Annotated in this window: 21 protein-coding genes, 1 tRNA gene and 1 pseudogene; 17 read left to right on the top strand and 6 right to left on the bottom strand. The window is 64.7% G+C overall.

The window, feature by feature from the left end:
* Positions 1 to 22 precede the first annotated feature (22 nt).
* Entirely contained in the window at positions 23 to 976 is a 954-nt protein-coding gene (locus WN72_RS02195; protein ID WP_092217812.1) for a LysR family transcriptional regulator, read from the bottom strand.
* Between the two features lie 378 nt (positions 977 to 1,354).
* Between WN72_RS02195 and WN72_RS46550 the strand changes: the two are divergent.
* Positions 1,355 to 1,550, top strand: a pseudogene (locus tag WN72_RS46550) (LLM class flavin-dependent oxidoreductase); the annotation flags it as partial.
* Positions 1,551 to 1,766: 216 nt separating this feature from the next.
* Positions 1,767 to 2,807, top strand: coding sequence for a Bug family tripartite tricarboxylate transporter substrate binding protein (locus WN72_RS02190; RefSeq protein ID WP_167381005.1), 1,041 nt, complete (start codon positions 1,767 to 1,769; stop codon positions 2,805 to 2,807).
* Positions 2,808 to 3,104: 297 nt separating this feature from the next.
* On the opposite strand, the gene WN72_RS02185 is transcribed toward WN72_RS02190, so the two are convergent.
* Positions 3,105 to 3,194 (bottom strand) — tRNA-Ser (locus WN72_RS02185).
* Between the two features lie 136 nt (positions 3,195 to 3,330).
* Here WN72_RS02185 and WN72_RS02180 point away from each other — a divergent pair.
* Positions 3,331 to 4,194: an alpha/beta fold hydrolase gene (locus tag WN72_RS02180; protein WP_092217814.1), complete on the top strand. Its 864-nt coding sequence runs from the start codon at positions 3,331 to 3,333 to the stop codon at positions 4,192 to 4,194.
* Positions 4,195 to 4,589: 395 nt separating this feature from the next.
* Here the strand turns inward: WN72_RS02180 and WN72_RS02175 are convergent, their stop codons facing one another.
* Entirely contained in the window at positions 4,590 to 5,711 is a 1,122-nt protein-coding gene (locus WN72_RS02175; protein ID WP_092217815.1) for an ROK family protein, read from the bottom strand.
* 329 nt (positions 5,712 to 6,040) lie between these two features.
* On the opposite strand from WN72_RS02175, the gene rplU reads away from it, so the two are divergent.
* The 3 genes from rplU (at position 6,041) to WN72_RS02160 (ending at position 7,531) form a co-directional block, all read left to right on the top strand.
* Entirely contained in the window at positions 6,041 to 6,415 is a 375-nt protein-coding gene (rplU, locus tag WN72_RS02170) for a 50S ribosomal protein L21 (protein ID WP_027561901.1), read from the top strand.
* Positions 6,416 to 6,517: 102 nt separating this feature from the next.
* On the top strand, positions 6,518 to 6,787 hold the full coding sequence (rpmA, locus tag WN72_RS02165; RefSeq protein ID WP_018643862.1) for a 50S ribosomal protein L27: 270 nt from the start codon (positions 6,518 to 6,520) through the stop codon (positions 6,785 to 6,787).
* Between the two features lie 150 nt (positions 6,788 to 6,937).
* Complete coding sequence (locus tag WN72_RS02160; RefSeq protein WP_167381006.1) at positions 6,938 to 7,531, top strand: GNAT family N-acetyltransferase; 594 nt, start codon at positions 6,938 to 6,940, stop codon at positions 7,529 to 7,531.
* Between the two features lie 199 nt (positions 7,532 to 7,730).
* Here WN72_RS02160 and WN72_RS02155 read toward each other — a convergent pair whose 3' ends face one another.
* Positions 7,731 to 8,645: a DMT family transporter gene (locus WN72_RS02155; protein ID WP_092217817.1), complete on the bottom strand. Its 915-nt coding sequence runs from the start codon at positions 8,643 to 8,645 to the stop codon at positions 7,731 to 7,733.
* Positions 8,646 to 8,945: 300 nt separating this feature from the next.
* Between WN72_RS02155 and WN72_RS02150 the strand changes: the two genes are divergently transcribed.
* From WN72_RS02150 to WN72_RS02135, 4 genes are all read left to right on the top strand, one after another.
* Complete coding sequence (locus WN72_RS02150; protein ID WP_027561898.1) at positions 8,946 to 9,425, top strand: MaoC family dehydratase; 480 nt, start codon at positions 8,946 to 8,948, stop codon at positions 9,423 to 9,425.
* A 103-nt stretch (positions 9,426 to 9,528) separates the two neighbouring features.
* The gene (locus WN72_RS02145; RefSeq protein WP_092217818.1) at positions 9,529 to 10,245 is read left to right on the top strand and encodes an ATP-dependent Clp protease adaptor ClpS; all 717 of its coding nucleotides are present in this window, start codon (positions 9,529 to 9,531) and stop codon (positions 10,243 to 10,245) included.
* A gap of 109 nt (positions 10,246 to 10,354) precedes the next feature.
* Entirely contained in the window at positions 10,355 to 11,395 is a 1,041-nt protein-coding gene (obgE, locus tag WN72_RS02140; RefSeq protein ID WP_092217819.1) for a GTPase ObgE, read from the top strand.
* Positions 11,396 to 11,646: 251 nt separating this feature from the next.
* Positions 11,647 to 13,281, top strand: coding sequence for an alkaline phosphatase family protein (locus WN72_RS02135; RefSeq protein ID WP_092217820.1), 1,635 nt, complete (start codon positions 11,647 to 11,649; stop codon positions 13,279 to 13,281).
* 130 nt (positions 13,282 to 13,411) lie between these two features.
* Here WN72_RS02135 and comJ read toward each other — a convergent pair whose 3' ends face one another.
* Together comJ and WN72_RS02125 are read right to left on the bottom strand one after the other, a co-directional pair.
* Positions 13,412 to 13,921 (bottom strand): competence protein ComJ, encoded by a 510-nt coding sequence (comJ, locus tag WN72_RS02130; protein WP_143130712.1) that lies wholly within the window; start codon positions 13,919 to 13,921, stop codon positions 13,412 to 13,414.
* Between the two features lie 27 nt (positions 13,922 to 13,948).
* The gene (locus WN72_RS02125; RefSeq protein WP_027561893.1) at positions 13,949 to 14,914 is read right to left on the bottom strand and encodes a Bug family tripartite tricarboxylate transporter substrate binding protein; all 966 of its coding nucleotides are present in this window, start codon (positions 14,912 to 14,914) and stop codon (positions 13,949 to 13,951) included.
* Positions 14,915 to 15,124: 210 nt separating this feature from the next.
* Here WN72_RS02125 and proB point away from each other — a divergent pair, with 210 nt between their 5' ends.
* The 7 genes from proB (at position 15,125) to WN72_RS02090 (ending at position 22,371) form a co-directional block, all read left to right on the top strand.
* Positions 15,125 to 16,246, top strand: coding sequence for a glutamate 5-kinase (gene proB, locus WN72_RS02120; protein ID WP_027561892.1), 1,122 nt, complete (start codon positions 15,125 to 15,127; stop codon positions 16,244 to 16,246).
* Between the two features lie 283 nt (positions 16,247 to 16,529).
* Positions 16,530 to 17,825: a glutamate-5-semialdehyde dehydrogenase gene (locus WN72_RS02115; RefSeq protein WP_092217823.1), complete on the top strand. Its 1,296-nt coding sequence runs from the start codon at positions 16,530 to 16,532 to the stop codon at positions 17,823 to 17,825.
* Positions 17,826 to 17,841: 16 nt separating this feature from the next.
* Positions 17,842 to 18,486 (top strand): nicotinate-nucleotide adenylyltransferase, encoded by a 645-nt coding sequence (locus WN72_RS02110; RefSeq protein ID WP_167381007.1) that lies wholly within the window; start codon positions 17,842 to 17,844, stop codon positions 18,484 to 18,486.
* A gap of 205 nt (positions 18,487 to 18,691) precedes the next feature.
* Entirely contained in the window at positions 18,692 to 19,048 is a 357-nt protein-coding gene (gene rsfS / locus WN72_RS02105; RefSeq protein WP_092217824.1) for a ribosome silencing factor, read from the top strand.
* A gap of 93 nt (positions 19,049 to 19,141) precedes the next feature.
* On the top strand, positions 19,142 to 19,624 hold the full coding sequence (rlmH, locus tag WN72_RS02100; protein WP_027561888.1) for a 23S rRNA (pseudouridine(1915)-N(3))-methyltransferase RlmH: 483 nt from the start codon (positions 19,142 to 19,144) through the stop codon (positions 19,622 to 19,624).
* A gap of 33 nt (positions 19,625 to 19,657) precedes the next feature.
* Complete coding sequence (locus WN72_RS02095; RefSeq protein WP_092217825.1) at positions 19,658 to 21,016, top strand: murein hydrolase activator EnvC family protein; 1,359 nt, start codon at positions 19,658 to 19,660, stop codon at positions 21,014 to 21,016.
* Positions 21,013 to 22,371 (top strand): S41 family peptidase, encoded by a 1,359-nt coding sequence (locus WN72_RS02090; RefSeq protein WP_027561886.1) that lies wholly within the window; start codon positions 21,013 to 21,015, stop codon positions 22,369 to 22,371. The genes WN72_RS02095 and WN72_RS02090 overlap by 4 nt, the downstream gene beginning before the upstream one ends.
* Positions 22,372 to 22,442 lie beyond the last annotated feature (71 nt).

Here is a 22,442-nt window from a genome sequence, read left to right as displayed (position 1 = left end):
CTGGCCGTCGGCACGGGCGAGGTCAGCTCCTGCTGCGGACGACCGTCAGGCGGTCGGAGCCGCTGCTCGCGGCGAGACGCGCACCATCCGGGTTGCGCAAATGGTCCACCAGCAGTTTCGTGACCGGTGGCAGCGATTTGTAATCGCGCACGCCCATGACCAGCTCGCGCCGCGCCCAGGACTCATCGAGCGGGATGGTGACGAGGCTGTCGACGCCGTAGCGGCCGCGAACGATCTCGAGCGGCACGACCCCCACTCCCATCCTGGCATCGATGACGCGGAACAGCGCATCGAAACTGCTGACGCGGATGCGCACCTTGAGGTGCTGCCCGAGCGCCGCGGCGGCCCGGACGCACAGCGTCTCGATCGAGCTGCCTTTCTCGAGGCTGACGAAGTCGAAATCGACCAGCTCGCGGAAGCGAACGCTGCTCCGGCCCGCCAGCGGATGGTCGCGCGTGACCAGCGCGACCAGGCTGTCGCTGCGATAGGACAGCAATTCCAGATCCTGTCCGTCGATGTTGCCGCCAAAGATGCCGATGTCGGCCCGGTTCTCCACCACGGCGCGGACGATCGCGGGGCTCAGATCCTCCTCGATGTCGATGTGGACCAGCGGATGCCGTTCCAGGAACAGGCTGAGCTCGTCGGCGAGAGCTTCGAGGATCGCGGACTTGTTGGCGCAGACCCGGATCAGCCCGCGCTTGCCCTGCCGGTATCCGGTCAGCTCGCTCTCGAGCCGGCTGAGGTTTCCCAGGATGATGCGGGCATGCTCGAGCAGGGCGAACCCAGCCGGCGTCGGCTCGATCCCCTTGGAATGGCGATGCAGCAGCTCGACCTGGAAACGATCCTCGATATCAGAGATGCGGCGGCTGACCGCGGACGCAGCAATGTTCTTCTTCTCCGCCGCCTTCGCGATGCTCTGCTCCTCAACGATCGCGACGAACAGCTGCAGCGTCAGGAGGTCGATTTTAGCCGTCATCGGGGGTCCTCGGGCGGGGGCTCAGACGGGGCGATTATAGCCTTCTTCAACCGCAGCCGGCGACTGATGGAACAGCTCGCGCGCCGCTTCCGTAGCCGATCAAACAAAAATGCCGAAAACAACCCCATGCACAGTAGCCGGCGGCTGCAAGATCAATGACTTACGCGCGAGCGGGAATTGGTGACGCGTCGGGCAAAAGTTCAAGAGCAAAACGAGCCAAGGGATCGCAGCTTATGGCCCGAAGGCGATCCATCGATCTTTTCATATTCTGCAAAAGAGATGCTCAAACTGCGCCAATGGTTGGAAGAGACTCGAGACTGTAGCCTTCGCTCAACATGGCCATAAACGGCCACACTGCAACGAGGGAGGACTGCATCCATGGAGTTCGGCGTCTTCGCCCTGGCGCAGCAGCGCGGTTATCATGAGACCTCGCGACAGGTGATCGACAACGCGGTCGCGCAGACCGCCCCGCGGAAGCCGCCGGTTTCGATACGGCCTGGTATGCCGAACATCCCTTCAACAATTGCAGCGTGTGCCGCCGCTGCTGATGGTGGCGCACCGCGCCGGCCTCACTGGCGAGCGTCGCCATCGAGGCGACCGGCGTTGGCGAGGCGCGACGCGGGTTGACGGTCAGCTCCGTCATCTCGCTGTGCATGGATCCACCCAGGCCTGCTGGTCGGCATCAACGTGACCTCGGCGACGCGCAGCGGCGACGGCGATCCCCCAGTCAATTTCCAGGGCTCGTTGCGGACGCTGCCGCAATTTTGATCGTTAAGAATGGGATGAGCGAATGATTGTCGAGTGTACGGCTGCAGGCCTGAGCGGGCGTCCCGCAGGGACGGTGACGAGAGCGCTCCTCTGCCTCGTCGCCGCGACGACGCTGGTGCTTCAGGCGGGCAACGCGGCGGCCCAGACGGCCGCGGAATCCTGGCCGAACCGCGCGATCACCTGGGTGGTGCCGTTCGGGGCCGGCGGCGTCACCGATCTCGTCTCGCGCAAGATCGCGGAGCTGCTGCGGACGCGGCTTGGGCAGCCCGTGGTGGTGGAGAACCGACCCGGCGCTGGCGGGACCATCGGGACGGAGTTCGTTGCCCGGGCCCAGCCCGACGGCTACACCGTGCTCTACGCCTCCGGCGGACCGATGACGATCCAGCCGAACCTGGGGATGGCGAAGCTCAACTACGACCCGCTCAAGAGCTACGTCCATATCCGCGGCGTGAGCTCGGCGAACCAGATCCTCGTCGCGACCGCAGCAGCGCCCTACAGCACGCTGGCTGAGTTCGTCGCCTACGCGAAGGCCAACCCGGGCAAGGTCAATTTCGGCTCCCCCGGCCCCGGCACCGCCCAGCACCTTGCCGGCGAGATGTTCCAGGCGGCCGCCGGCATCAAGCTGACCCACGTGCCCTACAAGTCGGGCTCGAGCCAGATGACCGACATGATGTCGGGCATCCTGGACGTTTCCTTCGATTACCTCGCCGTGCTCAGGCCGCTGATCGACACCGGTAAGGTCAAGGTGCTCGGCACCACCGGCGCGGCGCGGCTGGCCGCGCTGCCCGACGCGCCGACGGTGCTCGAAGCCGGCTACCCGGACGCCGTCAGTGTCGGCTCGACCTGGGTCTCGGTCCCGGCCGGGACCGACCCGAGAATCGTGGGCAGGCTCTCTGAGGCGCTGGCCGCAGTGCTCGCCGATCCCGGCATCGCTGCGGACCTCGCCACCAACGGCCAAGTGTCGATCGCCGACAAGGGGCCGGCCGAGATGGGACCGTTCATCGTCGAGGAGACCGCACGCTACAAGCGGGTTATCGAGAGCGCGGGCATCGCCGCGCATTAGCTCACGCGCACGGCGGTGGGCATCGTGCACTCGAAGGAGCGGCTGGCGAGCTCGAATTCGAACCTGAAGTCGTATTCGAATCTGGAGGCGCGAGGGATGTCGGCGCCGCCTCGATGGCGACCGCGGCCGTTCACGCGAACTTGGCGTCCAGACCGGAGATAGATTCCGCTTTCCGGACGCTCCTCCGGCATGAACAGCGCGTTGACCCTGGTCCGTGTACCAACGGTGATCCGGAACGAGGCCCAAAAGTCCTTTCGGATCAAAAGGCTCACTGTTTTCGGCTGTTCTCGATTCTGCTGGCGGAGAGGGAGGGATTCGAACCCCCGATAGGCTTGCACCTATGCCGCATTTCGAGTGCGGTGCATTCAACCACTCTGCCACCTCTCCTGAAGGCGCCATATAGGAGCTGCGGCCCCTGTGGTTGGGGGCGTTAATAGGCGAGGATGGCTGGCCAGACAAGGCGCGAAAGGGGAAAATCCGCTGCCTCTTTCGCCCGCCGTTCTTCAGCCCTGGAGGAACCGCCATGGAGCATCTCACGGTCAAGGCTAACGGGGCCAATTTCCACGTGGTCCGCGCCGGAGGCGGAAAACCGCTGCTTTTGCTGCATGGTTGGCCGGAATTCTGGCTGACCTGGAAGCCGGTGATGGCCCGCCTGGCGGACCGCTTCATGCTGATCGCGCCCGATTTGCGCGGCTTCGGCGACAGCGACAAGCCGGACGGGGCGTACGGTCCGGACGGCCACGCCGCCGACATGCTGGCGCTGATGGACCGCCTCGGCATCGACCGATTCGGCGTGGTCGGCCATGATGTCGGCGGCGCCGTGATGCAGCCGCTGGCCCCGCAGGCGGCGGAGCGGCTGGCAGGGCTGTTTTTCTTCGATTTCGTCTATCCCGGCATCGGGCCGCGCATGGCGGCGCCTGATCGGCTCAACCACATCTGGTACCAGTCCTTCCACCAGATGGAGATGGCGCCGGCGCTGGTTGGTGCGAGCCGCGAGACCTGCCGGCTTTACATCAGCCACTTCCTCAAGGGCTGGGCGCATCGGAAAGACGCCTTCGACGACGTCCTCGACGCGTTCGGCGACAACTTCTTCAAGGACGGCAATCTCGCTGGTGGCTTTGCGCATTATCGCGCCTCGCATGCCGGGCGCGTCGCGATGATGAAGGGCGAAGCACCCCAACTCCCGCCGATCATCGTGCCGACCTGCGTGCGCTGGGCCGAGCACGATCCGCTGTTTCCCTATGCCTGGACCGACCGGCTGGGCGAGACGTTTGGCGCGCTTGATCTCCAGATGTTTCCCGGCGTCGGCCACTTCCCGCACCGGGAAGACCCCGATCGCGCGGCCGCGGAGATCGCGGCGTTCTTTCAGCGCATCGGCTGGAGCTAGAGCATGATCCGGAAAAGTGCGCAGCGGTTTTCCGAAAAGATCCTGCTCAAACAATAACCTAAAGCGCGATGACGATTCATCCTGATCTCATCGCGCTTTGGGGCTCGCGGAAACCCAAAAACGGGTGGGACCGCCAGACGCGGTAAACACTGGCGGTCCCGGTGCCGCTCATTGAAATGCTGGCCAGGAAGGGCGGCTTCGCCGGCCAGGGTGAGGCGACGATGCGACCCTAGCGTGCAGCCTGTGCGCCGCAACGCAAAGCGGTCCTTAACCTAACCAGTCAAGGTTACTCCGGCGCCGCTTCCGTTCCGACGACGTCGGAACGGGGCTCCGGATCCCAGTGTTTGCGCGTTTTCCTGACGCGAACCGGCGTCCACTTCGCTTGAAAACGCTGGCTAGTCGTTCTTACCCTTTTTCTTCCCGTTCTCCGTGGAATCCCGGTCCTTGCCGTTGCCCTCCTTGCGGCGGTTGGTGAACCGGGCATTGCCGAGCCCGGTGCCAATGGTGAGCACGCCCCAGCGCGAGACATCCTGCATGAACGGCACCTCGGAGAGGCCCTGAACCACGCCGTCATTGTGCATCACGATCGCGGTGTCGTGCCCGCCGATCTCTGGGATACCCTCGATCAGGCTCGCCGGCAGGTTGAACTTGCTGCTCTCCCAATTGCCCGGCAGGTTCTGCGCGCCCTTCTCGATCGAACCGTCCGCGTTGATCACGCCGGGACATGCGATGCCGATGAAGGGCGCGAGCTTGAAGCCTTCGGCTTCGGCCCCGGTGATCAGTGCCTTCAGCATCTTCGTCAGCCGCTTCACCGCGCCTTCGCGCGTCGGCTCATCGTCGGCATGACGCCACAGCTCGGAGTCCACGACCTTGGCCCTCGACAGGTCCTTGGCTTTTTTCCAGCCGGTCTCGACCAGGCCGCAGCGGATGTTGGTGCCGCCGATGTCGACCGCGAGGATGCTGTCATGGGCCTCGAAGATCCAGGATGGCGCGAGGTGCAGCGCGCCGATCAGGCCGGCTTCATCGGGGTGATGGCGGATCGGCATCATGTCGATCTTGAAATCCTCGGATTTCAGGATGATCTCGGTGCGCGCGATCGCGAGCTCGCCGAGCCGGGAATCGCGAAAACCGCCGCCGACCACGATGCGCTCGGTCTTGGCCCAGGCCTTAGTCTTGAGGAAACGACGGGTGACGTAGGCGAGCTCCTGGGCAAAATCCTCGATCGCGCTGTGCACCACTGCGGAGGCCTCGGTGTCGTCGCCGATCAGGATGGCATCCAGCGTCTTCTTGCTGATGTTCTCCGACGGCTCCTTGCCGAACGGGTCCTCGCCGGTCTTGCGCAGCGGCTTGCGCCAGCGGTCGAGGATCTCGCGGAACGCGCTCTTGCTGGCGCGGTCGCCGAGGAAACCGTCCTCGTCCTTGATCTCGAGGTTGAAGCTGTCGACGTCCACCGACGGCAGCCGCTCCGCCCCGTGCTGGGCGATGCCCGTCGTATTCACCAGTTCGTCTGTTGCCATGAGAGCCCTTGCCCGCTTAACCGTCCGGCGGACTAACTGCGCGGGAACCCGATGGTTGCAGCGCGGACCGAGATTCGCTGGGGCCGTGGATGGGGCCCAAATCCTTCAAATCCGGGCCGTTTCGCCCGCTTTTCCTTGACTTGCGGAGACCAGCGGCTATAAGTCCCACAGTCGGCGCGGGGCGTTTCTCGCGCCGCTTGTTTTTGCGTGGGTTTTCAAAGGGATAACTCCCACCCGCACAAAACGCAGATAAACCCATAGCGACTGACAAAAAGCCGACCCGGACGATTCTCGTCGCGAGGCCGGGATTGAACACGGAGAAAAAAACGATGTTCGCAGTCATCAAAACCGGCGGCAAGCAATACCGCGTCGTGCCGGATGATGTTCTCGAAGTAGGCAAGATCGAAGGCGAAGTCGGCTCGATCGTGCAGTTGAATGAAGTTCTGGTGCTCGGCGGCGACACGCCGGTGCTGGGCGTTCCGACGGTCGCAGGCGCGTCCGTTGCGGTCGAGGTGCTCGACCACAAGCGCGGCCCGAAGGTCATCGCGTTCAAGAAGCGCCGCCGCAAGAACTCGCGCCGCAAGCGCGGCTACCGTGACGAGATCACGGTGCTGCGCATCAGCGAGATCCTGACGGATAACGCCAAGCCCACCAAGGGCCCGCGGCCGAAGAAGGAGAAGGTGGCAAAGGAAGCCGCCGAGTAACGAAAACCGATCACGCCAATTCACGAATTGATGCGTGCGACGTTTTGAAATGATTCCGTCAAGGAATTGACCTAGAACTACGCAGGATTTCGGAGACGAGCCATGGCTCACAAAAAAGCAGGCGGTTCATCGCGCAACGGACGCGATTCGAAGGGTAAGCGCCTCGGCATCAAGGCGTTCGGCGGGGAGATCGTCACTCCCGGCAACATCATTGCGCGTCAGCGCGGCACCACCTGGCACCCGGGCCTTAACGTTGGCATGGGCACGGACCATACCTTGTTCGCCAAGGTCGAAGGTCGTGTTGCGTTCCAGGCCAAAGCCAACGGCCGCACCTTCGTATCGGTACTCCCGATCGCAGAGGCGGCTGAATAGACGGTGGATCATTTGGAGTCCGCCGGGTCCTACCAAACCGGCGGAGTCCAGAGATCAAAAGATCGAAGGCTCCAAGGGGAGGCGGGAAACCGGCCTCCCCTTTTCTTTGACTTGCTCACTTTTCACTTAGTGACTTTCACGGAGCCGGACATGTTGCAGGATTTCTCGAGCGTGACCTTGCGGGAGGCGAGACCGAGCGTCGTCGCCACCGAGCGGCTGACCTTGCGGCGGCCGACCCTCGCCGATGTCAGGACCATCGCCCAGCTCGCCAACGACCTCCGCATCGCGGAGAACACCCGCCGCCTCCCCCATCCCTATTCGCAGGACGACGCCGTCGAATTCATCCGGGCCACGTCCGAGCTCGGCAGCGAGACCGTATTCCTGATCGAGCACGACAGCGGGCCGGTCGGCATGGTCGGGATCGACTGCTCCACGCCTGCCAATGCCGAGCTCGGCTACTGGCTCGGCGTCGAGCATTGGGGCCAGGGCTTTGCCACGGAAGCCGCGCGCGGCGCGATCGACTTCTTCTTCGAGGAGTTCGAGGACGACCATCTCTACGCCGGCGCACGCGTCACCAACCCGGCCTCGCGCAAGGTGCTGGAGAAGTGCGGCTTCCAGTGGAGCGGCGTGCAGCTGCACCGCTTCCTGGCGCTGGGCTCCTCGACGCCCGTCGACTGCTTCCGCCTCTCGCGCGGGGTGTGGTCGTCGCTGAAGAGCTGGAGCAGCGCGAGACGGATGAGGTAAGGCGCGAGGCGCTGCCGCAATCAACGTGAGGCAGGCAGAAGCGCAACCACATTCACAACTGGCGTCCCCGCGCACGCGGGGACCCATAACCACAGGAAGGAGTGTGGGACGAGGCGCCCACTCCGAGTCTTCGTCAAACCACGCCCTGGGTATGGGTCCCGGGCTCGCGACTTCGTCGCGCCCCGGGACGACGTTGTGGCTACACCGGCGGATTCACCTCCGCGCTCTCTCGCCCCAAATCGCGCTCCCGCAGATAGATGTAGAACCCCGCGCCGATGATGATGGCCGCGCCGACGATGGTGGCGACCTGTGGCACATCCCCGAATACGACGAAGCCGAAGATCACGGCCCAGACGATCATCGAATATTGGTACGGCACCACCACGCTCGCCGGCGCGAGCTTCAGCGAGCGGTTGACGCAGAACAGCGCAGTGACCGAGATGAGCCCGGCCAGCGCGAAGAACACGAGGCTGCCCGGCGTCGGCGGCACCCAATGGAATGCCGACAGCACCGCACCCAGCGAGAACGTGCCGATGAATTGCGAGGATGCCATCACGATGTCGGGCGTCTTGCGCAGGCTGCGCGTGATCAGCATCAACGTCGCGAAGGAAAGGCTGCCGCCGAGCGCGATCAGCGCCGGCAGGCTCACCGTCTGCGCCGACGGCCGCAGCGCGATCAGGACGCCGCAGAAGCCGATCAGAATCGCGGTCCAGCGCCGCCAGCCGACCTTCTCCCCCAAAAAGATCGCCGACATCGCTGTGACAAAGATGGGGCCGGCGAGATAATAGGTGATGACGTCGGCGAGCGGCAGATAGACCGTCGCGAGGAAGAAGGCGGCGACCTCGAGCGTCGAGAGCACGACGCGAAACAGCTGCAGACCCGGCCGCTCCAGATCCAGGAACTGGTGGCGCTGCATCCAGATCAGCGGCGCCAGCAGCAGCAGCGCCGCGCAGGCGCGCAGGAACAGGAGCTGTCCCACCGAATAGGTCCCGACCAGAAATTTGCCCATGGCGTCGCCGAACGAGAACATGAAGATCGACAGCACCATCAGCGCGATGCCGGCCAGGCGCGCGGAGCGGTCGTCATAGGCGGAGAGGTTTTTGAAGAAGGGCATCGCTATTGGTCGGAGTGTGAAAGTTCGTCGTCGCGAGCGGCTTGTCCGCCGAAGCTCGAAGAGCGAAGGCGGAAGCGAAGCAATCCAGACTGTCTCCGCAGCGGCAGTCTGGATTGCTTCGTCGCTTCGCTCCTCGCAATGACGGCTGAGACAGCGGCGGAAACCGGCGACTAGAGTCGCTTGCGGTCGTTTTAATGACGTGAGCCACCGCGACAAGCCCGCGCAAGCCGAATTGAACGGATTGTCGCACTCTTCGCGTCGCGGTAGCGATAGGCCGCCCACGAACGAAAGAGCATCGACATGACCGACTTCGATCCAGCCCAGCATCGCATGATCCCCACGCAACGCTGGTTTGAGGATTTCGTGGTCGGCGAGCGCTTCGTGCTGCCGAGCCGGACCCAGACCACCGCGGTGTTCGCGGCATTCCAGACCGCGAGCGGCGACACCCATCCCGTGCACTATGATGTGGAATATTGCCGCAGCCGCGGCATGCCGCATCTGCTGGCGCACGGCTTCCAGACCCTGATCCACACCGCGCCCGGCGCCGGCCTGTTTCCGTTCATGGTCGAGGAATCCCTGGTCGGCTTCCTCGAGCAGTCGAGCCGGTTCCTCAAACCGGTTTTCGCCGACGACACGATCTATCCCGCGCTGGAGGTCACCGAACTGGTGCCGGGCCGCACGACCGGCGCGGTGACGCTGAAGAGCACCGTGTTCAACCAGCGCAAGGAGCTGGTGCTGGAGGGCGTGCAGAAATTCCTGATCCGGCGCCGGCCGGGCTAGCGGACACGTCTCACGGCGCGAGCGAAGCAAGCGGGACCGCGTGAACCACGACGGAGAAGGTGCCGACAAACCCCGTGCACACTTCGCATCATGATGGTCCGCGATGGCACTGCTTCCGCCCTGCTCCGAGACATTCAAGCGTTCGCTCCAGCGCGCGACTTCAGCCGCACGGGCGCAAGGCCGCACGCATCCGGGCCCGCAGGATTTGCTCACCGCATTGATCGAGGACGAAGACGCATCGCCGGTGCTGAAGGCCTGCGGCATCGACCTCACGCGCCTGCGGAGGGATGTCGAGGCTGCGAGCGCGACGGAGCCAACGACGGGCCTCGGTCATCTGCTTCAGCTTGCCTTCAACGAGGCACAGCTGTCCGAACGGACGGTCGTGACGGGCGCCGACATGCTCGTCGAGCTGTTCGCCGAGCCGATCGGTCGCTTCCTTTCGGCGCAGGGCGCAACCCGCTACGACGCCCTGGTTTATCTGAGCCATGGTATCGCCAAGGGCGTAGCGGCCGATGTCGAAGCCGATCGCAGCGAGGCGGCTTATCTGGAGCTCGTTCTGCTCAATGACCCCTATACGCCATCGGAGTTCGTGACCTTCGTTCTCGAAAGCGTGCTAGGGATGGGCCGCGAGCGCGCCATCGCGATCGTGTTTTGCACCCATGCGCGCAAGCGCGGCTCCTGCGGGATCTTTCCCCGCATCGAAGCCGCGGCCTTTCGCGAAAAAATCCAGAACCTCGCGGCGGCCCGTCAGCACCCACTTCGCTGCGTCCTGCTGCCGGCCGGCGATGCACCGGCCCAGGACCGGCCGTCGCCAAATTGAGGCAAGACCGGGATCAGGGGTTAAGCAAGCACCAAAATTTGCGGAATTTCCTGGTTTTCACGGACAAGTCCGGGTTGCCGCTTCCCCGCCTCTGGCCTACCTATGGCCCATGAAATTCCTCGACGAAGCAAAGGTCTATATCCGCTCCGGTGACGGCGGGAACGGCTGCGTGGCGTTCCGCCGCGAGAAGTTCATCGAGTTCGGTGGTCCCTCCGGCGGCAATGGCGGCCGCGGCGGCAATGTCATCATCGAGGTCGCCGACGGCCTCAACACGCTGATCGACTACCGCTATCAGCAGCACTTCAAGGCCCAGAAGGGCGAGAATGGCATGGGCTCCGACCGCCACGGCGCCAACGGCAAGAACATCGTACTGAAGGTGCCCGTGGGCACGCAGATCTTCGACGAGGATCGCGAGACGCTGATCCACGATTTCACCAAGGTCGGCGAGAAGTTCGTGCTGGCCGAGGGCGGCAATGGGGGCTTCGGCAACGCGCATTTCAAATCGTCGACCAACCGCGCGCCGCGCAACGCCAATCCCGGCCAGGTGGGCGAGGAGCGCTGGATCTGGCTGCGGCTGAAGCTGATCGCCGATGCCGGTCTCGTCGGCATGCCCAATGCCGGCAAGTCGACCTTCCTGTCCAAGGTCAGCGCGGCGCGGCCGAAGATCGCCGACTATCCCTTTACCACCCTGCATCCGCAGCTCGGCGTCGTGAACGCCGACGGCCGCGAGTTCGTGCTTGCCGACATCCCCGGCCTGATCGAAGGCGCGCATGAAGGCACCGGCCTCGGCGACCGTTTCCTCGGCCATGTCGAGCGCTGCCGCGTGTTGCTGCATCTGATCGATGCAACCTGCGAGCATGCCGGCAAAGCCTACAAGACCGTGCGCAAGGAGCTCGATGCCTATGGCGGGCAGCTCACCGACAAGATCGAGATCGTCGCGCTGAACAAGATCGACGCAGTCGAGCCGGACGAATTGAAGAAGCAGAAGGACCGGCTGAAGCGCGCCGCCAAGAAGACGCCGCTGCTGCTCTCCGGCGTCACCGGCGACGGCGTCAAGGAAGCGCTGCGCGCGCTCGTCGAGGTGATCGGCGAGGCCCCGGTGTCGGCCAAGGCCAAGAGCGCGGCCGAAACGGAGCCGTGGTCGGCTTGATTTTTCTCGTCGTCCCCGCCTAGTGCGCAATTGCGCACGGGGCGCGGGGACCCATACCGCGTGATCCATCGGTTGTGGACGGTTGTAGTCCCGCTCGACGAGTCTTCGCCAAACCACTCCCTGGGATTATGGGTCCCTACTTTCGCAGGGACGACAGTGGAGTTTATGGCCACAGGCACGTGCATCACTGGCTTGTCATCGCGCCTGCGATAGCGCAGCATCAAGCAATCAAGAAAATGCAGGGGCGAGGCATGGCGCGCGCGAAGAACGTTCTCTGGATCATGTGCGACCAGCTTCGCTATGACTATCTCGGCTGCACCGGCCATCCCACGCTGAAGACGCCGAACATCGACGCCATGGCGAAGCGCGGCGTGCTGTTCTCAAAGGCCTATGTGCAGTCGCCGATCTGCGGCCCGTCGCGGATGTCATTCTACACCGGCCGCTACATGCGCTCGCATGGCTCGCACTGGAACGGCTGGCCCTTGCGGGTCGGCGAGCCCACGCTCGGCGATCATCTCAAGAAGATCGGCGTCCGCAACGTGCTGGTCGGCAAGACCCACATGGCGCCCGACCTCGAAGGCATGAAGGCGCTCGGCATCCCCCCGGAATCGGTCATCGGCGTGCACGTCGCCGAATGCGGCTTCGAGCCCTATGAGCGCGACGACGGCCTGCATCCGACCGGACGGCCGCGGCCCAAATACGACGAGTATCTGCGCCAGCAGGGCTTTGACGCACCGAATCCTTGGGAGCACTGGGCCAATTCAGGCGCAGCGGAAGACGGCAGCTTGCAGAACGGCTGGCTGCTGGTGCACGCCGACAAGGCCGCCCGCGTACCGGACGAGCATTCCGAGACGCCCTACATGACGCGGCGCGCGATGGACTTCATCGCCGAAGCCGAGACCGACGGCCGGCCGTGGTGCCTGCATCTGTCCTACATCAAGCCGCACTGGCCCTACATCGCGCCCGAGCCCTATGCCAGCATGTATTCGACCGATGACATGATCCCGGTGATCCGCTCCGAGCGCGAGCGGCAGAATCCGCATCCGGTGTTCGGCGCCTATATGGACATGCGCTACTCCCGCAATATGGCGCGCGATGAGGCGAGAGAGAAGGTGATCCCGACCTATATGGGCCTGATCACCCAGATCGACGATCAGATGGGCGTGCTGATGAAGTTTCTGGAGACGCGCGGCCTCTTGGACACCACCCTGATCGTGTTCACCTCCGATCATGGCGACTATCTCGGCGATCACTGGATGGGCGAGAAGGATCTGTTCCACGAGCAGTCGGCAAAAATCCCGCTGATCATCATCGATCCCTCGCAGGAGGCGGATGCCACGCGTGGCACCCGCAGCGACGCGCTGGTGGAAGGCATCGACCTCGCGCCGACCTTCGTCGATTATTTTGGCGGCAAGGTGCCGGGCCACATCCTCGAGGGACGCTCGCTGCTGCCGCTGCTGCGCGGGCCAACGCCGACGGATTGGCGCAAGGTGGCGTTCTCCGAATACGACTACGCCATGCAGGACGTGCGGTTGAAGCTGAACCAGCCGATCGAGCGCTGCCGCCTTTTCATGGTGTTCGATGGCCGTTGGAAATACATCCACGCCTCCGGCTTCCGCCCGATGCTGTACGATCTCGAAACCGATCCAGAAGAATATGTCGATCGCGGCGACGATCCGGAATGTGCCGCGATCATTGCGCGACTCCAGGCCGAGCTGTTCGACTGGGCGCTGCATCCGAACGACCACATCACCACGCCGCGCGAGAAGATCGCGAACTATGCGGACAACCAGCTGCAGGTGAAGGGCGGGGTCTTGATCGGCATCTGGGACGAAGCCGAACTCGCCGCGATCAAGGACGGCATCGCCCAGCGCGCGAAGATGTAGACTTCATGGTGAGGAGGCGCGACAGCGCCGTCTCGAACCGTGCAGACCCCGCTGCGACAGCCGGGCCTTCCATCCTTCGAGACGCGCGCAGGAGCGCGCTCCTCGGGATAAGGAATAGAGCACCGGCTAGCTAGCGATCAACCACGTGCCCTTCAAATTCCGGCTTACCCCGCACCAGAAAGAGTCGGTACCACTCGATATCCTTTCGCTCGGCGATTTCGGCGTCCGAGAGTTTCGTCTTCTCGCCGAGATTCAACTGATCGATTCCAAGATTTTGCCCGGCCACATAGATTGCGTAATCGCCCCGCTCGACATCCGCAGTGATTGCCGCATTATTGTCGATCACCGACATGACATGGATCCGTCCGCTTCCGGAATGAAAATGCACACAGGTAATCCGCTGCCATTCGTCCGGCGAAGGCGGCTGATCGCTTGATATCAGCTCAATCCAATGATCGTTGAGGTCCGCTTCCGTGCCGATCATCCGGAACGCGGGAACGCCGGCAAAGCCGCGTTTGGATTTAGCAGCATCCCAGTTCCAGTCATCCTCGCTGCCAAGCGAGCTCAATGGATCGTCGCACACGACGATCTGATAATTGCTGGCAAATAACCGGGCAGCACCGAGCAAGCGCCGAGTCATGTGCAGCACCTCAGTTAAAATCGGGCTCTAATTCTCGATCTTGTACCCCGTCGCCTTCACGATCGGCTGCCAGAAGGCCGTGTTGGCGGCCAGCTCCTTCGATAGCCCATCCGCGCTGCTCCCGACCGGGATCAGCCCGATCGCGGTGAGCTTCTCCTTCACCTCGGGCTTGGCGAGCGCGGCGCTTGCGGCCGCGCTGAGCTTGCTGGCGAAGTCGGGCGGGCTGCCGGCGGGGAGCCACATGCCGTACCAGGCGTCGGCAACGAGATCGATGCCGCTTTCCTTCAGCGTCGGAACGTCAGGCGCGAATGGCGAACGCTCGGCGCTCGAGACCGCGATGATCTTCACGCCCTTGGCGCGATGCTGCGGCAGCGCATCCGCCAGCGTGGTGATCCCAAAAGAAATGTGGCCGCCGACGAGATCGTTGAGGATCGGCGCACTGCCGCGATAGGGCACGCGCGTGAGCGGAATGCCGAGATCCTTCTCGAGCTTGGAGCCCATGAAATGCGGAATGGTGCCGTTGCTGGGCACGCCGAACGAGGCCTTGTCCGGATGCGCCTTCAGCCAGGCGACAAATCCCTTGAAATCGGCGACGTCCATCGCCGGACTGACCACCAGTGCGAATTCGAACCGCGCCAGGAGCGACACCGGCATGAAATCCTTGGCCGTGTCGAAGCTCGGTGTCGTCTCCACCATCGGCAGCAGGTACATGGTCGGCCCCGTCGTCACCAGCACCATGCTGCCGTCGGGGCTTGCGCCCTTCACCGCCTTGATGCCGATCAGGCCATCGCCGCCGGTGCGGTTCTCGACCACGATGGTCCGTTGCAACACCGGCGCCATCTCCTGCGCGATCAGCCGGCACAGCGTGTCGCCGCCGGCTCCCGCCGCGAAGGGAAAGATGATCTTGCTCAGCCCGGCCTGCGCCTGCACCTCGCCCGCCTGCGCCAGCAGCGGCAGGCCCATACATCCGGCGATGAATTTGCGGCGATCCATACGTGTCCTCCCCAGCCCATTATTGGTTGGCGGCATTAGAGCCGGGCCGGCGCTCAAGACAAGGCCCAAGGACAGCGCGGACCTTCGCCGTTTACCATTCTGGCCGCCTTGCGCCGGTCACCATCCTGCTGCAAAAGCAGGGCTCATCGGCGCCGCCCGTCGCTCCGCCGTTTCCCGAGCAATTCGTTACACGCGCCAGCACATACCCACATGGCCAGCCCCGAACTCAGTCAATTCCGCCGCATCGTCGTCAAGGTCGGCTCCGCGCTGCTGGTCGATTCCGACAAGGGCGAGGTGCGGGCCTCGTGGCTCGCCGCGCTCGCCGACGACATGGCCAAGCTGCACCGCGAGGGCCGCGACGTGCTCGTGGTGTCCTCGGGCTCGATCGCGCTCGGCCGCAGCCGGCTCAAGCTGCCGCGCGGCACGCTGAAGCTGGAGGAGAGCCAGGCCGCAGCCGCCGTCGGCCAGATCGCGCTGGCGCGGATCTGGTCGGAGGTGCTCGGGGCGCATGGCATCGGGGCCGGGCAGATTTTGGTGACGCTGCAGGACACCGAGGAGCGCCGCCGCTATCTCAACGCCCGCTCCACCATCGGCAAGCTGCTGGAATGGCGCGCGATCCCTGTCATCAACGAGAACGACACCGTCGCCACCAACGAGATCCGCTACGGCGACAACGACCGCCTCGCCGCGCGCGTCGCCACCATGGCGAGCGCGGACCTCCTGGTGCTGCTGTCCGACATCGACGGGCTCTACGACGCCCCGCCGAAGAACAATCCGAACGCAAAACTGATTCCAGTGGTGGAAAGCATCTCCTCCGAGATCGAGGCGGTGGCGGGAGACGCCGAGTCCGAGCTGTCGCGCGGCGGCATGCGCACCAAGGTCGAGGCCGCCAAGATCGCGACCACCGGCGGCACGCATATGCTGATCGCCTCCGGCAAGATCGAGCATCCCTTGCAGGCGATCGCCAATGGCGGCCGCTGCACCTGGTTCCTGACGCCGGCCAATCCCATCACCTCGCGAAAGCGCTGGATCGCGGGCTCGCTGGAGCCGAAGGGTACGCTGACCATCGACGCCGGCGCGGTCGCGGCGCTGCGTGCCGGCGCCAGCCTGCTGCCGGCCGGCGTGATCAAGGTCGAGGGCCAGTTCGCCCGCGGCGACGCCGTGATCGTGCGTGGCCCCGATACCAGCGAGGTCGGCCGCGGCCTGATCGCCTATGACGCCGACGACGCCGAACGGATCAAGGGCCGCTCCTCTCCGGACGTGATGGCCATCCTCGGCATCAGCGGGCGGTCGGAGATGATCCACCGCGACGATCTGGTGGTGGGCGGGTAAGGCCGCCTCCGTCATTCCGGGGCGGTGCGCTAGCACCGAACCCGGAATCTCGAGATTCCCCGGTGCGCAATTGCGCATCTGAGGTCCTGGTCCTTCGGACCATCCCGGAATGACGGCGTAGGTGGTGCGTGGATGGCCGGGTCAAGCCCGGCCATGACGCCGCGGCTGGGCCAGTGGCCGAGGCCCGAACCCGCGTTCCGAAGCCCAGCCATACCCTCCCCGCCCTTCGCAAAAGCGGGATTTCCGTGCTAGGACACCGCCTTAGCAGAAGGTTTTGACCCCCATGGCCGCCCCCCTCAAAGCCGTTGACGGCAATGCCGACCTCCAGGCGCTGATGTCCGATCTCGCCACCCGTGCCCGCGCCGCCGCGCGCGTGCTGGCGCTGGCGCCGCCGGAGCAGAAGAACCGGGCTCTGGAAGCCATGGAGCGGGCGATCCGCGCGAACTCCGCCGCGATCCTCGCCGCCAACGCCGAGGACGTCGCGGAGGCCCGCGCGTCGAGCAACATGACCGCCTCCTTCATCGATCGCCTGACGCTGACGCCGGCGCGCGTGGAGTCGATGGCCGAGGGCATCGGCATCGTGCGCGGCATCGCCGATCCGATCGGGATCGTCACCGAGAGCTGGCAGCGGCCGAACGGCATGACCATCGAGCGCGTGCGCGTGCCGCTCGGCGTCGTCGGCGTGATCTTCGAAAGCCGGCCGAACGTTGCGGCGGATGCCGGCGTGCTGTGCCTGAAGTCCGGCAATGCCGTGATCCTGCGCGGCGGCTCCGACAGTTTCCGCTCGTGCCGCGCGATCCATGACTGCCTGGTGCAGGGCCTGCGCGACGCCGGCCTGCCCGAAGCTGCGATCACGCTGGTGCCGACGCGCGACCGCGCGGCGGTCGGCATGATGCTGTCAGGATTGAACGGCGCCATCGACGTGATCGTGCCGCGCGGCGGCAAGAGCCTCGTCGCGCGCGTCGAGCAGGAAGCGCGCGTGCCGGTATTCGCGCATCTCGAAGGCGTCAACCACGTCTATATCGATGCCAGCGCCGACCTCGCCATGGCGAAGTCGATCGTGCTCAACGCCAAGATGCGCCGCACCGGCGTCTGCGGTGCGGCCGAAACGCTGCTGGTCGATCGCGCCGCTGCCGGCACAAATCTGAAGCCGCTGGTCGAGATGCTGCTCGAGGCCGGCTGTGAAGTGCGCGGCGACGATGCCGTTCAAAAAGCCGACGCGCGTGTAAAGCCTGCCAGCGATGACGATTGGGATACGGAGTATCTCGACGCGATCATCGCGGCGAAGGTGGTGGACGGCGTCGACGGCGCGATCGCACATATCCAGAATCACGGCTCGCACCACACCGACGCGATCGTGAGCGCGGATGAGGTTGCTGCGAAAAAATTCCTCAGCGAGGTCGATTCCGCGATCGTGCTGCACAACGCCTCGACGCAGTTCGCCGATGGCGGCGAGTTCGGCTTCGGCGCCGAGATCGGCATCGCCACCGGTCGCTTCCATGCCCGTGGCCCGGTCGGCGCCGAGCAACTCACGAGCTTCAAGTATCGCGTTCACGGCACCGGGCAGACGCGGCCGTAAAGTCGCAGGGCGGGCATTGAGCAACAATTTCGTCGTGCCGCGTTTCGTGGCGCAAGCGGTCCCGTCCCACACCGAGGGCATGCGCATCGGCCTGCTCGGCGGCTCGTTCAATCCGCCGCATCAGGCCCATCGCGCAATCAGCCGCTTCGCGTTGACGCGATTGCAACTCGATCGTGTCTGGTGGCTGGTGACCCCCGGCAATCCGCTCAAGGAGAACGGCAATCTGCATGAGCTCGGCGAGCGCATGCAGGCCGCGCGCGACGTCGCTGATGACCCGCGGATCGAGGTGAGCTGTCTCGAATCCGTCATTCGTACCCGCTATACTATCGACACGATCAACACCTTGCGCCGCCGCTTCTCGGGCCTGCGCTTTGTCTGGATTATGGGCGCCGATAATCTCGCTCAATTCCATCGTTGGCAGGACTGGCGGCGCATCGCTGCCCAGGTGCCGATGGCAGTGATCGATCGTCCGCCGAAGAGTTTTCGTGCCCTCGCCTCGCCCGCCGCCAGGGCCCTGGCGCGCTACCGCCTGCCCGAGGAAAAGGCGGCATTGCTCGCGGACCGGCCTGCGCCGGCCTGGGTCTTTCTGACCGGTTTGAAGCTTAATCTCTCCTCAACGGGCCTGCGGAACCCGGACGGGAGCTGGAAGGGAACCACGTGAGAGGGCGTGTGTGGAGCGGCGTGGGGCTTGGGGCTGTCTGGCATATTGAAACCCTTAACCCTACATGATGTAGTGTAACCGGTGGGCGCCGGATTCGGCGTTCGCGATACAGTGAAAGGAATGGTCCCTGACCACATCTGTATTGTCCAAGTCTGTTTTACCCAAGGTTGCCAAGCCTACGCGTAAAACATCGACCAAAGCGGCCTTGCAGGCGCAACCCGACGCCGACAAGACGCTGAGCCTGATCCTCTCCCGCCTCGAGGATATGAAGGCGGAAGAGACGGTCACCATCGACCTTCGCGGCAAATCGGCGTACTCCGACTACATGATCGTCACCACCGGCCGGGTGAACCGGCACGTCGGCGCGATCGCGGACAACGTCACGAAGGGCCTCAAGGAAAACGGCATCAAGAGCATCCATGTCGAGGGCTTGCCCAATTGCGACTGGGTGCTGATCGATTCCGGCGATGTGATCGTGCACGTGTTCAGACCCGAGGTCCGCGAGTTCTACAACCTTGAGCGGTTGTACACGCAGGGCCCAGGGGCGGCGAAAGCGATCTAGGCTCACCGAGCCGATTTCGAATCGGCTGACGCGCATGTTAGCGTCGTGCGCGCGCAACCTGCGCGCGGTCTCGAAAACGACTCTGAAGATATCATGCGCGTTGCTGTCATTGCGGTGGGCCGGCTGAAGCAGGGCCCCGAACGGGAGCTTGCCGACCGCTATTTCGAGCGGTTCGACGAAGCCGGTCGCAAGCTCGGATTCCGCGAGCTCAGCATCCACGAAATCCCCGAAAGCCGCGCACGCGACGCCGCGACGCGGATGGCCGAAGAGGCCGCGGCGATCTCCGCGCATGTTCCCGAAAAATCGATCCTGGTGGCGCTGGACGAGCGCGGCCAGAATCTCGACTCCACCGTATTCGCACGGCATCTCGGGCGCTGGCGCGACGAAGGTGCCGGTCATACTATCTTCGTGATCGGGGGGGCGGACGGACTTTCGCCCGAATTGCGCCGTAAGGCGAAGCTCGCGATCGCGTTCGGCGCTGCGACCTGGCCGCATCAAATGGTCCGCGTCATGCTTCTGGAACAGCTTTATCGGGCCGCCACCATCCTGGCCGGCCATCCCTATCACCGCGCGTGACGCGCGCCACAACGAGCACCTTTGCCTAACGCGATGCGAGCGCCTGCCCTTAACCTGCTGCTGATTGCGAGCGTCTCGGGCGCAAGCCTCGCGCAGGCTTGCATAAGCCTCGCGCAAGCTCAGACCGCAGCGCCGGTGCCGCAGACCGCGGCGGTCTCGCCCGACGCGATCAAGCAGCGCGAGCAGGAGCTCGAGGCCGCGCGCGCAAGGCAGAAGAGCGCGGAGGAGGCGCAGGCCAAGCTCAAGGCCGAGATCTCCTCGCTCGGCCAGGACCGCACCCAGCTCAATCAGCAATTGATCGATACCGCCGCCAATGTGCGCACTGTCGAGACCAAGATCGACGAGGCCGAAGCGCGGCTGCGCACGCTGAGCGGTCGCGAGCAGGAGATGCGCTCCTCGCTCGATTCGCGCCGCGCCGACATCGTCGAGGTGCTGGCGGCGTTGCAGCGCGCCGGAAGGCGCACGCCGCCGGCCCTGCTGGTACGGCCCGAGGATGCGCTGCAATCATTGCGCACGGCGATGCTGCTCGGCGCGGTTGTGCCGGAATTGCGCGGCCGCGCGGAGAAGATCGCCAGCGAACTCGGCGAGCTCGTGGCCCTGCGCAAGACCATCGCGAGCGAGCGCGACCAGCTCGCCTCCGACCGAGACAGGGTCAGGAACGACCAGACCCGCCTCGCCGCCCTGATCGACGAGCGGCAGCGCCAGCAGGCCTCGCGCGAAAAGGACCTCGATGCCGAGAGCTCGCGCGCCATCGCGCTTTCAAGACAGGTCGGCGATCTCCAGGGGCTGATCACCAAGATGGAGCAGGACCTGCAAAGCGCCGCCAAGGCCGCCGAGAAGGCGGCCGAGGCAGCAAGGCAGGCCGAGGCCAAGGCAGCCGCCAGCGCCAATGCCAGCGCAAAGTCCGGCCCTGGCGCTTTCAAGGACCGCTCCCGGACCACCCCTGCGATTGCCTTCGCGTCGGCCAAGGGGCTCCTGCCGCTTCCGGTTAACGGTAACAAGATCAGGGACTTTGGCGGTTCCGACGGGGTCGGCGGGGTCCAGAAGGGCATTTCCCTGGCCACCAAGCCCGGCTCCCAGGTCACAACGCCGTGTGACGGCTGGGTGGTCTATTCCGGCCCATTCCGCAGCTATGGACAACTCTTGATCCTCAATGCCGGGGGCGGGTATCATGTCCTGATCGCCGGGATGGAGCGCATTTCGGTAAACATCGGACAGTTTGTGCTCACGGGGGAGCCAGTCGCGACCATGGGGTCGACCTCTCAAGTCGCCTCCATTCTCGCCACGAACGCGAGTCAACCTGTGCTGTATGTCGAGTTCCGCAAAGACGGCACTCCAATCGATCCAGGCCCATGGTGGGCCGCAAATGAAGGCGAGAAGGTTCGCGGATGATGCGCAAGACTTCAGTTATTCTCCTCAGCGCGGCCACCGGTGCGGCGCTGACGCTGTTCGTTACCCAGCCGCGCGCAGTGTTCATGGGCTCCAGCGCGCGAGCCGCGACTGCGGACACCTATCGCCAGCTCAACCTCTTCGGCGACGTCTTCGAGCGCGTCCGCTCCGACTATGTCGAGAAGCCCGATGACACCAAGCTGATTGAATCCGCCATCAGCGGCATGCTCACCGGCCTCGATCCGCATTCGAGCTACATGGACGCCAAGAGCTTCCGCGACATGCAGGTGCAGACCCGCGGTGAGTTCGGCGGTCTTGGCATCGAGGTCACGATGGAAGACGGCCTGATCAAGGTGGTCTCGCCGATCGACGACACGCCCGCCTCGCGCGCCGGTATCATGGCCAACGACATCATCACCAATCTCGACGACGAGGCGGTGCAGGGCCTGACCCTGAACCAGGCGGTCGAGAAGATGCGCGGTCCGGTCAACACCAAGATCAAGCTGAAGATCATCCGCAAGGGCCAGGACAATCCGATCGACGTCACGCTGGTGCGCGACAACATCCGTGTCCGCTCGGTGCGCGCCCGCATCGAGGCCGACGACATCGCCTACATCCGCATCACCACCTTCAACGAGCAGACCACCGAAGGCCTGAAGCGCGAGGTCGCCAACCTCTCGAATCAGATCGGCGACAAGCTCAAGGGCTACATCATCGACCTCCGCAACAACCCGGGCGGCCTGCTCGAGGAAGCGGTCACCGTCTCCGACTCGTTCCTGGAGAAGGGCGAGATCGTCTCGACCCGCGGCCGCAATGCCGAGGAGACCCAGCGCCGCACCGCGCATGCGGGCGACCTCACCAAGGGCAAGCCGGTCATCGTGCTGGTCAATGGCGGCTCGGCCTCGGCGTCGGAAATCGTCGCCGGCGCGCTGCAGGACCACAAGCGCGCGACCATCGTCGGCACGCGCTCGTTCGGCAAGGGCTCGGTGCAGACCATCATCCCGCTCGGCTCGGGCAACGGCGCGCTGCGCCTGACCACGGCGCGCTACTACACGCCGTCGGGCAAGTCGATCCAGGCCAAGGGCATCGTGCCCGACATCGAAGTGCTCCAGGACGTGCCGGACGAGCTGAAGTCGCGCACCGACACCAAGGGCGAGGCTTCGCTGCGCGGCCATCTCAAGAACGACGGCGACGAGAAGACCGGCTCGCAGTCCTACGTCCCGCCGGACGCCAAGGACGACAAGGCGCTCAAGCTCGCCGACGATCTGCTCCACGGCATCAAGAACAGCGCCTCCGCAGCGCCGACGCCGGGCGGCGACAACAAGGCGACGGCCGACAGGCCCAAGGCCGCGAACTAAGGCAGCGCATCAAGCGATCCAAAGAAAAGGGCGGCTCCCAGAGCCGCCCTTTTTGCTTTGGAACTCAGGTC

Origin of the sequence: Bradyrhizobium arachidis, assembly GCF_015291705.1 — a bacterium.
GTDB classification, from domain to species: domain Bacteria; phylum Pseudomonadota; class Alphaproteobacteria; order Rhizobiales; family Xanthobacteraceae; genus Bradyrhizobium; species Bradyrhizobium arachidis.
The sequence above is the reverse complement of the archived record's forward strand: the minus strand, read 5'-3'. Positions and strand labels throughout refer to the sequence as shown.

Bases quoted from the DNA above. Each gene is read 5' to 3' on its own strand.
- WN72_RS02195 (WP_092217812.1), bottom strand. From the start codon at position 976: ATGACGGCTAAAATCGACCTCCTGACGCTGCAGCTGTTCGTCGCGATC.
- WN72_RS02190 (WP_167381005.1), top strand. From the start codon at position 1,767: ATGATTGTCGAGTGTACGGCTGCAGGCCTGAGCGGGCGTCCCGCAGGG.
- WN72_RS02180 (WP_092217814.1), top strand. From the start codon at position 3,331: ATGGAGCATCTCACGGTCAAGGCTAACGGGGCCAATTTCCACGTGGTC.
- WN72_RS02175 (WP_092217815.1), bottom strand. From the start codon at position 5,711: ATGGCAACAGACGAACTGGTGAATACGACGGGCATCGCCCAGCACGGG.
- rplU (WP_027561901.1), top strand. From the start codon at position 6,041: ATGTTCGCAGTCATCAAAACCGGCGGCAAGCAATACCGCGTCGTGCCG.
- rpmA (WP_018643862.1), top strand. From the start codon at position 6,518: ATGGCTCACAAAAAAGCAGGCGGTTCATCGCGCAACGGACGCGATTCG.
- WN72_RS02160 (WP_167381006.1), top strand. From the start codon at position 6,938: ATGTTGCAGGATTTCTCGAGCGTGACCTTGCGGGAGGCGAGACCGAGC.
- WN72_RS02155 (WP_092217817.1), bottom strand. From the start codon at position 8,645: ATGCCCTTCTTCAAAAACCTCTCCGCCTATGACGACCGCTCCGCGCGC.
- WN72_RS02150 (WP_027561898.1), top strand. From the start codon at position 8,946: ATGACCGACTTCGATCCAGCCCAGCATCGCATGATCCCCACGCAACGC.
- WN72_RS02145 (WP_092217818.1), top strand. From the start codon at position 9,529: ATGGCACTGCTTCCGCCCTGCTCCGAGACATTCAAGCGTTCGCTCCAG.
- obgE (WP_092217819.1), top strand. From the start codon at position 10,355: ATGAAATTCCTCGACGAAGCAAAGGTCTATATCCGCTCCGGTGACGGC.
- WN72_RS02135 (WP_092217820.1), top strand. From the start codon at position 11,647: ATGGCGCGCGCGAAGAACGTTCTCTGGATCATGTGCGACCAGCTTCGC.
- comJ (WP_143130712.1), bottom strand. From the start codon at position 13,921: ATGACTCGGCGCTTGCTCGGTGCTGCCCGGTTATTTGCCAGCAATTAT.
- WN72_RS02125 (WP_027561893.1), bottom strand. From the start codon at position 14,914: ATGGATCGCCGCAAATTCATCGCCGGATGTATGGGCCTGCCGCTGCTG.
- proB (WP_027561892.1), top strand. From the start codon at position 15,125: ATGGCCAGCCCCGAACTCAGTCAATTCCGCCGCATCGTCGTCAAGGTC.
- WN72_RS02115 (WP_092217823.1), top strand. From the start codon at position 16,530: ATGGCCGCCCCCCTCAAAGCCGTTGACGGCAATGCCGACCTCCAGGCG.
- rlmH (WP_027561888.1), top strand. From the start codon at position 19,142: ATGCGCGTTGCTGTCATTGCGGTGGGCCGGCTGAAGCAGGGCCCCGAA.
- WN72_RS02095 (WP_092217825.1), top strand. From the start codon at position 19,658: ATGCGAGCGCCTGCCCTTAACCTGCTGCTGATTGCGAGCGTCTCGGGC.
- WN72_RS02090 (WP_027561886.1), top strand. From the start codon at position 21,013: ATGATGCGCAAGACTTCAGTTATTCTCCTCAGCGCGGCCACCGGTGCG.